At 26.2% G+C, this 13168-nt stretch carries 19 protein-coding genes; 14 read left to right on the forward strand and 5 right to left on the reverse strand.

Features of this window, described 5'->3' with window-relative positions:
- Positions 1 to 18: 18 nt before the first annotated feature.
- From kdsB to ABJG40_RS10540, 4 genes are all read left to right on the forward strand, one after another.
- On the forward strand, positions 19 to 750 hold the full coding sequence (gene kdsB / locus ABJG40_RS10525; protein WP_348024536.1) for a 3-deoxy-manno-octulosonate cytidylyltransferase: 732 nt from the start codon (positions 19 to 21) through the stop codon (positions 748 to 750).
- A gap of 2 nt (positions 751 to 752) precedes the next feature.
- Positions 753 to 1454 (forward strand): HAD family hydrolase, encoded by a 702-nt coding sequence (locus ABJG40_RS10530; protein ID WP_348024537.1) that lies wholly within the window; start codon positions 753 to 755, stop codon positions 1452 to 1454.
- 41 nt (positions 1455 to 1495) lie between these two features.
- The gene (locus ABJG40_RS10535) at positions 1496 to 1756 is read left to right on the forward strand and encodes a hypothetical protein (RefSeq protein ID WP_348024538.1); all 261 of its coding nucleotides are present in this window, start codon (positions 1496 to 1498) and stop codon (positions 1754 to 1756) included.
- 128 nt (positions 1757 to 1884) lie between these two features.
- A complete protein-coding gene (locus ABJG40_RS10540; protein ID WP_348024539.1) occupies positions 1885 to 2082 on the forward strand; it encodes a hypothetical protein in 198 nt (65 codons plus the stop codon).
- Between the two features lie 39 nt (positions 2083 to 2121).
- On the opposite strand, the gene ABJG40_RS10545 is transcribed toward ABJG40_RS10540, so the two are convergent.
- From ABJG40_RS10545 to ABJG40_RS10560, 4 genes are read right to left on the reverse strand one after another with little or no spacing between them, the layout of a single operon-like run.
- The gene (locus ABJG40_RS10545) at positions 2122 to 2583 is read right to left on the reverse strand and encodes a sensor of ECF-type sigma factor (protein ID WP_348024540.1); all 462 of its coding nucleotides are present in this window, start codon (positions 2581 to 2583) and stop codon (positions 2122 to 2124) included.
- A 12-nt stretch (positions 2584 to 2595) separates the two neighbouring features.
- The gene (locus tag ABJG40_RS10550) at positions 2596 to 3135 is read right to left on the reverse strand and encodes a hypothetical protein (RefSeq protein ID WP_348024541.1); all 540 of its coding nucleotides are present in this window, start codon (positions 3133 to 3135) and stop codon (positions 2596 to 2598) included.
- Between the two features lie 33 nt (positions 3136 to 3168).
- Positions 3169 to 3717 carry an RNA polymerase sigma factor gene (locus ABJG40_RS10555; RefSeq protein ID WP_348024542.1) on the reverse strand — a complete coding sequence of 183 codons (549 nt, stop codon included), beginning with the start codon at positions 3715 to 3717 and terminating at the stop codon, positions 3169 to 3171.
- A 49-nt stretch (positions 3718 to 3766) separates the two neighbouring features.
- Positions 3767 to 5215, reverse strand: coding sequence for a TonB-dependent receptor (locus tag ABJG40_RS10560; protein WP_348024543.1), 1449 nt, complete (start codon positions 5213 to 5215; stop codon positions 3767 to 3769).
- Positions 5216 to 5292: 77 nt separating this feature from the next.
- On the opposite strand from ABJG40_RS10560, the gene ABJG40_RS10565 reads away from it, so the two are divergent.
- From ABJG40_RS10565 to ABJG40_RS10585, 5 genes are all read left to right on the forward strand, one after another.
- Positions 5293 to 6075, forward strand: coding sequence for an MBL fold metallo-hydrolase (locus tag ABJG40_RS10565; protein ID WP_348024544.1), 783 nt, complete (start codon positions 5293 to 5295; stop codon positions 6073 to 6075).
- A gap of 103 nt (positions 6076 to 6178) precedes the next feature.
- A complete protein-coding gene (locus ABJG40_RS10570; RefSeq protein WP_348024545.1) occupies positions 6179 to 6532 on the forward strand; it encodes a hypothetical protein in 354 nt (117 codons plus the stop codon).
- Positions 6533 to 7342, forward strand: a complete 810-nt coding sequence (locus ABJG40_RS10575) for a cell envelope biogenesis protein OmpA (RefSeq protein ID WP_348024546.1) — start codon at positions 6533 to 6535, stop codon at positions 7340 to 7342.
- Positions 7343 to 7361: 19 nt separating this feature from the next.
- Complete coding sequence (locus ABJG40_RS10580) at positions 7362 to 7847, forward strand: Rab family GTPase (RefSeq protein ID WP_348024547.1); 486 nt, start codon at positions 7362 to 7364, stop codon at positions 7845 to 7847.
- Between the two features lie 6 nt (positions 7848 to 7853).
- Entirely contained in the window at positions 7854 to 9377 is a 1524-nt protein-coding gene (locus ABJG40_RS10585) for an ATP-binding protein (protein ID WP_348024548.1), read from the forward strand.
- Positions 9378 to 9463: 86 nt separating this feature from the next.
- On the opposite strand, the gene ABJG40_RS10590 is transcribed toward ABJG40_RS10585, so the two are convergent.
- Positions 9464 to 10699 (reverse strand): DEAD/DEAH box helicase, encoded by a 1236-nt coding sequence (locus ABJG40_RS10590; protein WP_348024549.1) that lies wholly within the window; start codon positions 10697 to 10699, stop codon positions 9464 to 9466.
- 169 nt (positions 10700 to 10868) lie between these two features.
- Here ABJG40_RS10590 and ABJG40_RS10595 point away from each other — a divergent pair, with 169 nt between their 5' ends.
- From ABJG40_RS10595 to ABJG40_RS10615, 5 genes are read left to right on the forward strand one after another with little or no spacing between them, the layout of a single operon-like run.
- Positions 10869 to 11276 (forward strand): DUF134 domain-containing protein, encoded by a 408-nt coding sequence (locus ABJG40_RS10595; RefSeq protein WP_348024550.1) that lies wholly within the window; start codon positions 10869 to 10871, stop codon positions 11274 to 11276.
- A gap of 3 nt (positions 11277 to 11279) precedes the next feature.
- Positions 11280 to 11453: a DUF5320 family protein gene (locus ABJG40_RS10600; protein WP_348024551.1), complete on the forward strand. Its 174-nt coding sequence runs from the start codon at positions 11280 to 11282 to the stop codon at positions 11451 to 11453.
- A 1-nt stretch (position 11454) separates the two neighbouring features.
- Complete coding sequence (locus tag ABJG40_RS10605; protein WP_348024552.1) at positions 11455 to 11841, forward strand: NifB/NifX family molybdenum-iron cluster-binding protein; 387 nt, start codon at positions 11455 to 11457, stop codon at positions 11839 to 11841.
- 59 nt (positions 11842 to 11900) lie between these two features.
- Positions 11901 to 12314 (forward strand): thioesterase family protein, encoded by a 414-nt coding sequence (locus ABJG40_RS10610; protein ID WP_348024553.1) that lies wholly within the window; start codon positions 11901 to 11903, stop codon positions 12312 to 12314.
- Position 12315: 1 nt separating this feature from the next.
- A complete protein-coding gene (locus ABJG40_RS10615) occupies positions 12316 to 13098 on the forward strand; it encodes an MBL fold metallo-hydrolase (protein ID WP_348024554.1) in 783 nt (260 codons plus the stop codon).
- Positions 13099 to 13168 lie beyond the last annotated feature (70 nt).

Genomic DNA, 13168 nt, shown 5'->3' on the forward strand with positions numbered 1-13168 from the left:
AGTATTAAAATAAGTTTTATGAAAATAATTGCCATGATTCCTGCACGTTATAGTGCCTCTCGTTTTCCGGGAAAATTAATGAAATATTTAGAAGGAAAACCAGTAATTCTAAGAACTTATGAAGCAGCATTATTTACAAAATTATTTGATGAAGTATATATTGTAACAGATTCTGATGTTATTTTTAAGACTATTGTAAATGCTGGAGGAAAAGCAATAATGAGTAAAAAAGCACACGAATGTGGTTCTGATAGAATTGCTGAAGCTGTAGAAGACATTGAAGCAGATATAGTAATAAATGTTCAAGGAGATGAACCTTTTATAGACAAAGTATCACTTTCTAAATTAATTGATGTTTTTAAACAAGACAACAAAAAAGAAATTGATTTAGCCTCGTTAAAGGTACAAATTACCAAAAAAGAAGATATAGAAAACCCAAACAATGTTAAGGTAATTACAGATGTAAATAATTTAGCAATCTATTTTTCTAGAAGCGTAATTCCTTACCAAAGAGATAAAGATATAACCGTAAAATACTACAAACACAAAGGTGTATATGCTTTTAGAAAACAAGCATTAATAGATTTTTATAACACACCTATGACACCCTTAGAAGCTGCAGAAAAAATTGAAGCCATAAGATATCAAGAAATTGGTAAAAAAATTAAAATGGTAGAAACAGATGTAGAAGCTGTTGGCATAGATACACCAGAAGATTTAGAAAAAGCAATTCGATTTTTAAAACAATAAAAATGAATAAAATAGGTGAAAGCATAAAAGTAATAGCTTTTGATGCAGATGATACTTTATGGGTAAATGAAACTTATTTTAGAAATGCAGAGCATCAATTTGCAAAACTATTATCTAATTACGAAACCGAAAATAAAATAGATCAAGAACTTTTTAAGAAAGAAATAGAAAACTTAAAAGACTATGGTTATGGAGTTAAAGGTTTTGTTTTATCTATGGTAGAATGTGCTTTAGAACTTTCTAATTATCAAGTAAAACAAAAAACAATAGAAGCTATTTTAAACATTGGTAAAAAGATGTTAAATGAACCAATTGAGCTTTTAGATGGGGTAGAAGAGGTGTTAAAATTATTACAAAGAAAATACAAGTTAATTGTAGCTACTAAAGGAGATTTACTAGATCAAGAGCGTAAGTTAGAAAAATCGAGCTTGTTAAAATATTTTCATCATATAGAAGTAATGAGCGATAAAAAAGAGAAAGATTATTTAAAACTAATTAAACATTTAGATATTCAACCATCAGAACTATTAATGGTTGGTAATTCTTTAAAATCAGATATTTTGCCTTTAATAAAAATAGGTGCGTCTGCAATTCATATTCCTTTTCATACAACTTGGGTTCATGAAGAAGTATCAGAAGAAGTAGCTTCTAAATCAGATTATTATACAGTTTTAAATATAAAAGAAGTTTTAACGTTGTTTTAAATAAATAAACTAAATTTGCAACAATAAATTTATAAGAAGTTATGGCAAGTATTAAAAACTTAAAAAAAGATATTAATTACGTTTTAGGAGATGTTATTGAATATGCATTAGACGTATCTATTTTAAAAAATGCACCAGAAAAAGGTGATGCAATTATTGATGAAGCAATTGAGACTTTTGATAATTTAGTTTCTAAGATTAATGATAATAAAGTAGAAAATAAAAAAGCTCACTTTAAAGCAATTAATGTAGAATTGGAAGAAAAAGCTAGAGGCTTAGTCGAAAAAATTAATGCTTTATAAGATTAACATTTTTTTATAGAAAATTTAAGACCATCACTTTAAAGTGATGGTTTTTTTTTCTTAATTTTGAAAAGACATACTAAAATAGCATTAGTATACGTTCTATTAATATAATTTAATTATAAAAAATGGCTAGAGCAATGTTTGAGTACACTAAAACTGTACTACAAAAAGTAAGTTTTAATTCAGAATTGTTTTATAAAGAACTTGAAAAAGCTTTAAATAGATTGTTGCCTTATGAAGTAGATGAGTTAACAATTTGGTTAAAACAATTTACAGTAAATAAACCAGAATTATATTCGTGTATGGTTTTAATTAATGAATAAAAAAAGGAAGCTTATTATAAGCTTCCTTTTTTATTTACTTTATTTTTCTGCTCCCTTTTTTTTGAGTCTATATTTTTTCATTAATTTTCTACCAAATTCCATTTCAGCAATTTGTAGTTGCATTATTTTTTTATAAGAAATAATGTTTTTAATCTTAGTTATAAAATTTTTTTCAGATTCATAAATTTTCTTATCAGTAGTAAGTTTAAATTTTATGATTCTTTCTGCTTCATTTTCAGAAACTAATTTTATATCATCTTTCGATTTTTTTATAGCATTTTTCATTTCTGTTCTAATAGCATTTCGCAAATCATGTTGCTCTTTAGAATAAATATTATAAATGGGCCAAAATTTTTCTGCTTCTGTTGAAGTTAAGTTTAATTGCTCTGTTAAATAAGCTATTTTTAAAGCTTTAATTTTTTCTCCTCCTTTCTTTTCTTGCGCAGTTAAAGAAAAGATGCAAAAAAGAGAAATACATATAAAAGTGATTAATTTTTTCATAATCTTTTAATTTTATTTTAATTCATTTAAAATAGAAGTATTATCTATCGAATTCATATAATCTTCAATATTTTCATCTTCAATTGTTGTAAAATAAAAATCATTTTCAGCAAGAAGATCATCATTTAAAACAATAGCTATATCAATGGTATTTAAAGTTTTAGAATCTAACCAATATTCTATGTCATTATCAGATAAAGAATCTAAGGTTAATTCTTCTGTATTATTAAAGATAAAAGAATTTAAGCCAATAAATAAAACAACAGAAGCAGCTGCAGCAATAGGTATTAGTTTTAGAACACGTTCTTTAAAAGATATAACTTTTGTTTCTTTTTCTGTTAATGAAACTTTAGCTAAAATACTGTCTTCTAAATTTGAAAAATAAGAATCTGGAATATTAAAACCAGTTTCTTTTGTTAATTTATCTTCAGATAATTTTAATTCAATATTTTTTTCAATAGAATTAAAATAATTTTCAGGAATAGAAAAACCACTTTCTTTTCCCAAAACTGAGTTTAAATATGCTTCGCTATTTTTAATTTTTTGTTCCATTATACTTTTAAGACCTTTTTTTTTGTAAAAGGTTTAATTGGTTTGTTCTTTTATATAATTTTCTATCTTCTTAACTGCATGAAAATAAGAGGCTTTTAAAGCGCCTACAGATGTTTTTAGTATTTCTGATATCTCAGTGTATTTTAATTCATCAAAATATTTCATGTTAAAAACCAATTGTTGTTTTTCTGGTAATGTTGCAATTGCTTTTTGTAAAATAATTTGTATTTCATTACCATTAAAATAATCATCACTTTTAAGTGTAGAAGTTAGCTGATGCTGATAATCTGTTATATCTACATTTTTTTGTTTGGCTCTTTTATTTATAAAGGTTATAGATTCATTAGTTGCTATTCTATACATCCAAGAAAACAATTTACTATCTTGTTTAAAACTATCTATATTTTTAAATATTTTAATAAACGTATTTTGTAAAACATCATCTGCATCATCATGAGAAATTACAATTTTACGTATATGCCAATACAAGCGTTCTTTGTAGAGTTTTATTAACTCTCTAAACGCTTTTTCTTTAGTTTGAGCATTTTTTAATTGTGCTATTAAAAGAGTTTCTTCTATCAAGAATAAAAAATTGTAAATTTAAGACTTAAAAAATATTGAATGGTTTAAATTATTTTTTTAACCTAGGCCTAGAGTATCCAAAAAGCCTTTTTTGTATAATGGTTTCTGCAATACCTTCTGGCAACATCTGTTCCCAACCTTTTTCTCCTTTATTTATCATTTTTAATACAGTTCTAGAGAAAATATCTAGAATTTCTTTGTTTGTAACATCCATATCAACAAGTCTTCCATTACTATTAAAGAATTTGTATAGTTCTTTCATTCTAGGATGAACTTTTAGGTTTTCACTAGTTATATATTCACCTGTTTCTTGATCATGAAAAGGATACATATAAACTTTTAAGTCTTTGTAAAATAATTTACCAAATGCTTCTAAAATTCCACCACTTAAATTACGGTAGTATTTTTCATCAAAAAGTTGAATTAAATTTTGAGCACCCATTGCAAGTGCCATTCTTTCTTTGGTAAACTCACTAAAATATTCTACTAATTTATAATATTCTTGAAAGCTAGTTATCATAACATTTTGTCCTAAAGAACATAATAATTCTGCTCTATCTAAAAAGTCTCTTTCATTAATTTTACCTTCAGAAGTTAGGTTAGATAATGTTATTTCAAATATAATTTGTGTTTTAGCTTCATCTACTTTTTTTTCTGATAAAAACATCTGTTTAGACTTCTCAAACATATCCATGTTTACTTTAGTTACGGGTCTAAAACTACCACGTAAAGCTAAAATGTTTTTTTTATATAGTACTTGTGCTGGTAAAAGGTTATTTCCATCAGAACCAAACATAACAGCATTGGTCATACCATTTTTAAGTAATTGTAAACTCATTAAACGGTTGTCTACATACATAAATCTTGGACCAGAGAAGTTAATCATATCAATTTCTAATTGATCATTTCCTAGATTGTCATAAAAAGATTTAACTAAATCTTTTGGACTATCATTTAAATAAAATGCTCCATAAATTAAATTTACACCTAAAATACCTAATGTTTCTTGTTGTAAACGCGCGTCTGTTTCTTTAAAACGAAGATGAAGTATAATTTCGTTATATCCCTCTAAAGGATCTAACTGAAAACGTATTCCAACCCAACCATGACCTTTAAATTTTTTAGCAAAATCTATAGTTGTAACAGTATTTGCATAACTAAAAAATAATTTATCAGGATGTTTTTGCCTGCTTAATCTATCTTCCATTAAATCAATTTCATGAACAAGCATTTTATGTAAACGAGGTTGTGTTACATAACGTCTGTCATCTTCTATACCATAAATTGCATCAGAAAAATCTTTATCATAAGCACTCATTGCTTTAGCAATTGTACCAGAAGCAGCACCAGACCTAAAGAAATTACGTGCCGTTTCTTGACCCGCTCCAATTTCTGAAAAAGTACCGTAAATATCTGAGTTTAAGTTAATTCTAAGTGCTTTGTTTTTAGTAGTAGGTACACTACTAATTATTTTATCTCCTTTTAAAGAAATTGCCATAAATAAGATTTTTAGGTTTGAAACAAATGTACTAAAATAGACAGTAATCAGTCAATTTTTATGTTATTTTTGTTCTAATGAACTTTGACAAGAAACAACTTGATATTACTTTTTTAGGAACAGGTACTTCACAAGGAATACCTATGATAGCAAATAATGATCCTGTTTGTTTGTCTAAGAATTTAAAAGATAAACGTTTACGATCTTCTATCTTAATTTCTTGGGATGATGTTTCTTATACTGTAGATTGTGGTTTAGATTTTAGACAACAAATGCTAAGAGAAAATGTACAGTCATTAAATGGTGTTTTTTTTACACATGAACACGCAGATCATATTGGGGGAATAGATGATTTACGTGCTTTTTGTTATCAAATAGGAGAGATGCCTATTTATTTAAATAAAAGAACATTAAGAAGTTTAGAAAAAAGGTTCGAGTATATTTTTAGTTTAGAAAATAGATATCCAGGTGCACCAAGTGTAATGCCAAATATTGTAAATAAATCTCCTTTTATTGTAAGTGATTTAGAAATTACTCCAATAGAAGTGATGCATGGAAAGTTACCAATTACAGCTTATCGATTTGCAGATGTAGCATATTTAACAGATGTAAAATCTATTTCTACAGAAGAAAAAAAGAAACTACAAAACTTAGATGTTTTAATTGTTAATGCTTTAAGAATAGATGAACACCCTACGCATTTTAACTTACAAGAAGCAATAGATTTTGTAGCAGAAATGAATCCGAAGAAAGCTTATTTTACACACATTAGTCATAAATTAGGTTTTCATGATGAAGTTTCTAAAATTTTACCAGACAATGTATCTTTGGCATACGATGGTTTAAAAATTACAATTTAGGTTTTTCTAAATTGTTTTTTAATGTATATTTGTTAACAACACTTATTTTTAAGATATTTAATATAACATAACAATTACTTATAATAACCAACTTTTAATATAAATGGAAAAGAATTCAGAACAAAAAAAGCCTGCAGTAGATGTCCAAAAAGAGGTAGATAGAATAGCAGCAGTAAGAGAATTAATATTTGGTGAAAATATGGTGCAGTATAGCACTGAGTTTGCTGATGTTTATGACAAAATTAAATCTCTTAAAGACCAAACAAATAAAGATTTATCAGAATCTGTTACCAATTTAGAAAATAAATTAGCAGACTTAGAAAGTTTAATGGATCATAAATTTCAAGATTTAAATGATGATTTAGACAAAAGACTTGCTGATTTAGATGATGAAAAAGCAGATAGAAGAAAACTAGGAAAAGCTTTAGAGAAAATTGCATTGATGCTGCAAGAATAGATGAAAAAACCACCTGCAGATAACAATAAAGACAATCGTTTTGAGTTGCTCAGAGACCTTTTATTAGCTGATGATAGAGAAAAGTTTGATTCTCTGAGTCAAGAAATAATTCTAAGAGAAAAATTATCTAAAAGTGTTGATCCTCTTATAGATGAAAAAATTTTAGATCTTCGTAAAAATTTTCCAGAATACTTTGGAGATACCATTACAGAAACAATAAAAGTTCAAATTAGAGACTCTCAAGATGAAGTTGTAGAAGCCTTATACCCAATTATGGGTAAAATGGTTAAAAAATTTATTGTTGCAGAAATTACCAAATTATCTGATAGTATTAATAAAACCATCAAAGATAAATTTTCTATTCAGCAAATTTTAAAAAGATTTATAAAAGGAAAAAGAAATGATGCAGGTATTGTTTTAGAAGAAGTTTTTGAATTTGTAATTGAAGAAGTTTTTGTTATTGAAGAAGAGTCTGGGTTGCTTTCTGGTAGTTATTCTAGAGGTAATATTGCAGACAAAGACATGATTTCTGGCATGTTAACTGCTATTAAATCTTTTGCAGAAGATGCTTTTTCTAAAGAGGGTCAAGATTTAGAAAATATTAAATTTGAAACTTTTCAATTATCAATAAGAAATTTTAAAACTATTTATATTGCTACTGCAACTTCAGGTGTTTTAACAGAAGAACTTAGAGAAGAATTTTCTGATAAAGTAAGTAATTTAGCAGAAAGTATTTTAAGAGATCGTTCTTATTTAGAAGATGAACAACGTTTAAATAAATTGATAATTCAAGAATTAATTGAAGCGTAAAAAAAATCAACTATAAGTTATGAAAGCAAAAAAAGTACTACTTGTTGGTAATTTTGGCGTTGGTAAAACTTCTTTAATTAGAAGATTTGTTTTAAATGAATTTTCTGAAGATTACATTAGTACTATTGGTGTAAGAGTTAGTAAAAAAGTAGTTGAATTCCAAAATGAAACTATTAAATTAATGATTTGGGATGTTGCTGGTACAAGTGGTAATGAAAAAATACCCAAAGCTTATTTTTTAGGCTCTCATGCTGCAATGTTTGTTTTTGATTTGAGTAGAGCAGAAACTTATTTAAAAATTCAAGAAAATTTAAATATGGTTAAAAATCTTTCTAAACTTAAAGAAGTTACAGTAGTTGGTAACAAAAAAGATTTGCTTTCTAATAATGAGTTAGAAGAAGTGTTAAAGAAAATAGATGTTGATATAGACCTTGTTACAAGTGCAAAAGAAGGAGAAAATGTAGAAGATGCCTTTATGAAATTAACCTCACAAACTTTAAAATAGTATTATTTGATACCTGCTAAAATAGAAGATGTATTTTTACAATTAACTACTGATTTTACAGGAGTTATAACAGACATTGTAGCAGGTAGATTAACCAAAAAGGAATTTACAATAAAAGAATCTATATATGATTCTTGTCCTTTTTTAGAAGGAACTTTAGAAGCTTTACCTTTAAATGAATCATTTCTTTTAGAAGGTATGATTATTACTTCAGACTCTAAAGAATATAATATTGACTTAGAACTTTTTAAATGTGAAAAATCTATAGATATTTTAATACACGATAGAACCAATGTTTACAAATACGTAGATCAACTTAATCAAAATAGAAATGACATTTTCTTTATTAAAAGAGAAATTGCAGAGAAAAATAAAGAGTTAGATAGATTAAGAAAAGTTGCTGATAAAGCTAATGAAGAAAAGACTCGTTTTTTGGCAATGATGAGTCATGAAATTAGAAATCCATTGAATTCTATTTTAGGATATACAGAAATGATTTCATCAGAAAACTTAAATAAAACCGTTTCAAAATATGTAAAAAACTTATCCATTTCTGGCAAAAATTTAAAAGTTATTGTAGACGATATTTTAGATTTATCTAGAATTGAAGCTGGTAAATTAGAGTTGGTTTCAGAAAAAACCTCAATCAAAGAAGTTCTACAAAATTGTAAAAATGATTTTCAGTATTTAAAAACAAATGAAGCAATAGACCTTTTTTTTAAAGTTGATGATAATATTCCTGAACTTGTTTTGGGAGATTCTGTAAGATTAAATCAAATATTTGTAAATTTAATAAGTAATGCTATTAAATTTACAAACAAAGGGAGTGTAACTTTAAAAGCAAAACCAATTTCTGAAACTGAAAAATATGTGAATATTGTTTTTGAAGTTATAGATACAGGAAGAGGAATGTCTGAAGAAGAATGCACAAAAATATTTGAAGAATATCAGCAAAATGAACTAAATGATAATAGAATTCATGGAGGAGCAGGTTTAGGTTTAGCCATAGTAAATCGTTTGGTAAAAGCGATGAATGGTTTAATATCTGTACAAAGTAAATTAAAAGTAGGGTCTACGTTTAGAGTAGAAATTCCTTTTTCTAAATATAACTTACAAACTACATCTAAAGAAATTCAATATAAAGAAAATAAAGAGGTAAGTTTAATAGGAAAAAATATTTTAGTTGCAGATGATGATGTAATGAATCAAACAATAGTTACACATATTTTAGGTAAAGAAAGTGTAAATATTACTATGGTTAGTGATGGTTTAGAGGCGCTTTCTAAATTACAAACAGAAACTTTTGATACAGTTTTATTAGATATTAATATGCCTAATATGACAGGAGAAGAGTTGATGAAAAAAAGAAAAATATTTTTAAAATTGAATTCAGAAACTCCATTTTTAGCTTTAACAGCAAATACTTCTAATGAAGATATAGAACGTTATTTAGAATTAGGATTTTCTGGAGTTATTTCAAAGCCTTTTACAATTTCAGATTTGACTAGTAAAATAAAAAATGTTTTGTGAAATTTATTAACGTAAACGTTATTTTATGTTTTACTTTGAGAGTTAGTAAGTTTTCAAAAAAAAAGATTTTGAAAAGAATTTAATTATTAATACCAACGTTTCTTTTTCTTTTTAGAAGCTTCAGATTTTCTACCTTTTTTATGCTTGCTAATGGTGTTAGGTTGCTTCTTTTTATGTTTGGGTTTTGTAATTGGATACGGATGTTCATCAATTACTTTAATTTTTTTTTCAATTAAAAACTCTATAGTTTTTATATATCCATTTTCATCAGGCGAACAAAAAGAAAAGGCAATTCCAGATTTTCCAGCTCTACCAGTTCTACCAATTCTATGTATATAAGTTTCAGGTATGTTAGGTATATCAAAATTAATAATTGCATCAACATTAATAATATCAATTCCACGAGAAGCAACATCTGTAGCAATTAATATATTTGCTTTTCTGTTTTTAAAATCTTCTATTGCTTTATTTCTTGTTGCTTGTGTTTTTTCTCCATGAATACTAGCAACTTTATAACCGTTTTTTAATAATGTTTGCTCTAATTTATCTACGCCAAATTTTGTACGTCTAAAGATAATTATTTTTCCATTTATGGTGTTTCTTAATAAATGTAAACACAAATCTGTTTTGTTCTTTTTAGGAAGATAATATAATAACTGACCAATGTTTTTTGCTGTTGTTTCTTCTGGATTAATTTCTACTTTAACAGGATTTTTTAAAGTAGTTTTAGCTAATTCGTTTATTTTTTCTGGTATTGTTGCAGAAAAAAGTAGTGTTTGTTTTTTCTTAGGGCATAAAGCTTCTATTCTTTTTACATCGTTAATAAAGCCCATATCTAACATTAAATCAGCTTCATCTAAAACAAATATTTCTATAGCACTTAAATCTAAATTTCCTTGTAGCTGTAAATCAATTAATCTTCCAGGAGTTGCTATTAAAATATCTATACCATTAGTTAAAGCGTCTTTTTGAGGTTCTAAAGAAACGCCGCCAAAAACTGCATACGTTGTTAGGTCTAGGTATTTACTATAGCTTTTAAAGTTGTCTAAAATTTGAATAGCTAATTCACGTGTAGGAGTTACTATTAAAGATTTAATTTTATTTTTTTCGCTTTTAATTTCTTGTTGCTCATTTAAAAGCTGAATTATTGGTAGTGCAAAAGCAGCAGTTTTACCTGTACCAGTTTGTGCAGAAACAATAACATTTTTTTTAGCTAAAACTAAAGGAATTGCTTTTTCTTGTACTAAAGTAGGTCTATGAAAACGTTCTTCAGCAACTGCTTTTAAGATTGATTTATGTAAAGGTAATTCAGAAAACTGCATTAATTATTTTTAATGCAAAGGTAGTTTAAAACAAACTATGGTTATTCGTGTTTTTTTTGTTTTTAGAAATTATAATTTCTAAAAAATATTTTTCATAAATTTTTATTAAAATAAGATATTTAAGCTTAATTATGAACGCAAGTTCATTATATTTGTATAAAATTATTTTATGCCTCGTCCAAAAAAGAAAAGAAAAGTAAATCATCCACCAAAAATGCTAGGGTTTAAACCTTTTGGTATTAGGTTTAAAGATTTAGAACATATTGTTATGCAATATGAAGAGTATGAGTCTATTAAGTTGGTGGTTTATGATAATCTTTCTCAAGATCAAGCTGCAGAGAAAATGGAGGTTTCTAGACCAACATTAACTAGAATTTATAATAGTGCATTAAAAAAAATAGGACAAGGTTTTGTTGAAGGAAAATCGATACTAATTAAAGGTGGAGATTTTGAATTTGATAAAAATTGGTTTAAATGTAAAACTTGTTATAAATTAATAGATGGTGTTAAAGATCCTGCAATTTGTGGTGATTGTCCTGCAGATAAAGAAGATGAATTAGTGAATTTAAATGAATAACATATGCCAAATTTAAATCATCAAGGACCAGAAGGTTTAGGTCCAAAAACTGGAATGAAATTAGGAAAATGCAGAAAATCTAAATTAGATAATATTAATAATTCTTTAGATAGACCTTATAGAAAAGGAAGAAGAAAAAAGAAGAATAATAGAAGTATAACAACAATTAATAGTTAAAATGAAAAAGATTGTAATACCAATTACTAATGATAATGTAATTGAAGATCATTTTGGTCGCTGTAAATTTTATGAAGTTTATATTTTTTCTGAAACTAATGAAATTATAGATTTAAAATTGCTAGAATCTGATGGAAAATGTGGGTGTAAATCAAACATTATAGACGTATTAGTTAAAGAAGGAGTTACTAATATGTTAGCAGGAAATATTGGAGACAATGCAAAGAAAACATTAAATGCTGCTGGTATTTCTGTAATTCGTGGTTGTTCTGGTAAATCTGCAGACGTTATTTTACAATTTATAGACGGAAAAATAGTTGACACTGAAATTAGTTGTCTTCAGCTAGATAAACAACATCAAAATAAAGAACATGTTTGTTATCATTAGTTTTATTTAGATTTCTAAAGAATATAAATTTAAGAAATAAAAATACAGTATTTAGTTTTATGATTACTGATAAAATTCAATTAAGACCTCGTTACGGAGAAGTAGATAAAATGGGGTATGTATACCATGCTAATTATGTTACTTATTGCCATCATGCACGTAATGAATTGTTAAGAAAACTAGGTTTAGATGAAATTATACTAGAAAAAAATCAAATAATTTTACCTGTTATTTCATTTGATATAAAGTATAAGAAAGCGGCTCATTTTGATGAGTTAATTACTATAAAAACAATAATAAAAGAAAAACCTAAAGTCCGTTTTCATTTTGAGTTCGAAATTAAAAATGAACAAAATCTATTGTTAAGTAAAGCAAAATCTACAGTTGTATTTGCAGATTATAAATCTCGATTACCAAAAAGCATTCCTGGTTTTATAGAAAACATATTAGAATCTAAAATTAAAAAAGTATAGCATGCAACTAACAGTCTTAACAGAAAATTATGCAGGTTCTGGTTTTATTGCAGAACATGGTTTGTCTTATTTAATAGAACATGAAGGAAAAAAAGTGTTGTTTGATGTAGGAAATTCTGATGTTTTTTTAAAAAATGCAAACCAACTTTCAATAGATATTCAAACAGAAATAAAAACTGTAGTTCTTAGTCATGGTCATTGGGATCATGGAAATGGTTTGCAATTTATAAATAACAAAAAATTAATTACGCATCCAGGTAGTTTTATAAAAAGATATCGAAAAAAAGACAACTCTTATTTAGGTCTTAAATTCAGTAAAAGAGAAGTAGAGGAGAAGTTTGATTTAAAACTTAAGAAAGAGCCTTTTTATATTACAGACAAAATTATTTTTTTAGGTACAATACCTAGAACAAATAATTTTGAATCTAAATCTACCAATTTTATAGATAAAAACGGGCAACCAGATTTTGTAATTGATGATTCTGCTTTAGCAATAATTCAAAATAACGAATTAATAATTGTTACTGCATGTTCTCATTCAGGTGTTTGTAATATTATAGAATATGCTACTAAAATTACTGGTATTAAAAAGGTTAAAACAGTAATAGGTGGTTTTCATTTAAAACACAATAATTTACAAACCCAACAGACAATTAATTACCTAAAAGAAAAAAACATAGATAATATTTATCCATCTCATTGTACACAAATGGAAGCTCTTGTAGCTTTTTACAATAATTTTAATACGACTCAAGTAAAAACAGGAATGATATTAAACTTATAAAAGTTAAACTAATTAATAAGAAAAAAATACTCTCTATATAGAATTACGTTTTAAAAAACGTTATAATAAA

This window comes from Polaribacter sp., from assembly GCF_039939415.1.
Taxonomy (GTDB): Bacteria; Bacteroidota; Bacteroidia; order Flavobacteriales; family Flavobacteriaceae; genus Polaribacter.

Coding starts and splice junctions, on each gene's coding strand:
- kdsB (WP_348024536.1), top strand. CDS start 19: ATGAAAATAATTGCCATGATTCCTGCACGTTATAGTGCCTCTCGTTTT.
- ABJG40_RS10530 (WP_348024537.1), top strand. CDS start 753: ATGAATAAAATAGGTGAAAGCATAAAAGTAATAGCTTTTGATGCAGAT.
- ABJG40_RS10535 (WP_348024538.1), top strand. CDS start 1,496: ATGGCAAGTATTAAAAACTTAAAAAAAGATATTAATTACGTTTTAGGA.
- ABJG40_RS10540 (WP_348024539.1), top strand. CDS start 1,885: ATGGCTAGAGCAATGTTTGAGTACACTAAAACTGTACTACAAAAAGTA.
- ABJG40_RS10545 (WP_348024540.1), bottom strand. CDS start 2,583: ATGAAAAAATTAATCACTTTTATATGTATTTCTCTTTTTTGCATCTTT.
- ABJG40_RS10550 (WP_348024541.1), bottom strand. CDS start 3,135: ATGGAACAAAAAATTAAAAATAGCGAAGCATATTTAAACTCAGTTTTG.
- ABJG40_RS10560 (WP_348024543.1), bottom strand. CDS start 5,215: ATGGCAATTTCTTTAAAAGGAGATAAAATAATTAGTAGTGTACCTACT.
- ABJG40_RS10565 (WP_348024544.1), top strand. CDS start 5,293: ATGAACTTTGACAAGAAACAACTTGATATTACTTTTTTAGGAACAGGT.
- ABJG40_RS10570 (WP_348024545.1), top strand. CDS start 6,179: ATGGAAAAGAATTCAGAACAAAAAAAGCCTGCAGTAGATGTCCAAAAA.
- ABJG40_RS10575 (WP_348024546.1), top strand. CDS start 6,533: ATGAAAAAACCACCTGCAGATAACAATAAAGACAATCGTTTTGAGTTG.
- ABJG40_RS10580 (WP_348024547.1), top strand. CDS start 7,362: ATGAAAGCAAAAAAAGTACTACTTGTTGGTAATTTTGGCGTTGGTAAA.
- ABJG40_RS10590 (WP_348024549.1), bottom strand. CDS start 10,699: ATGCAGTTTTCTGAATTACCTTTACATAAATCAATCTTAAAAGCAGTT.
- ABJG40_RS10595 (WP_348024550.1), top strand. CDS start 10,869: ATGCCTCGTCCAAAAAAGAAAAGAAAAGTAAATCATCCACCAAAAATG.
- ABJG40_RS10600 (WP_348024551.1), top strand. CDS start 11,280: ATGCCAAATTTAAATCATCAAGGACCAGAAGGTTTAGGTCCAAAAACT.
- ABJG40_RS10605 (WP_348024552.1), top strand. CDS start 11,455: ATGAAAAAGATTGTAATACCAATTACTAATGATAATGTAATTGAAGAT.
- ABJG40_RS10610 (WP_348024553.1), top strand. CDS start 11,901: ATGATTACTGATAAAATTCAATTAAGACCTCGTTACGGAGAAGTAGAT.
- ABJG40_RS10615 (WP_348024554.1), top strand. CDS start 12,316: ATGCAACTAACAGTCTTAACAGAAAATTATGCAGGTTCTGGTTTTATT.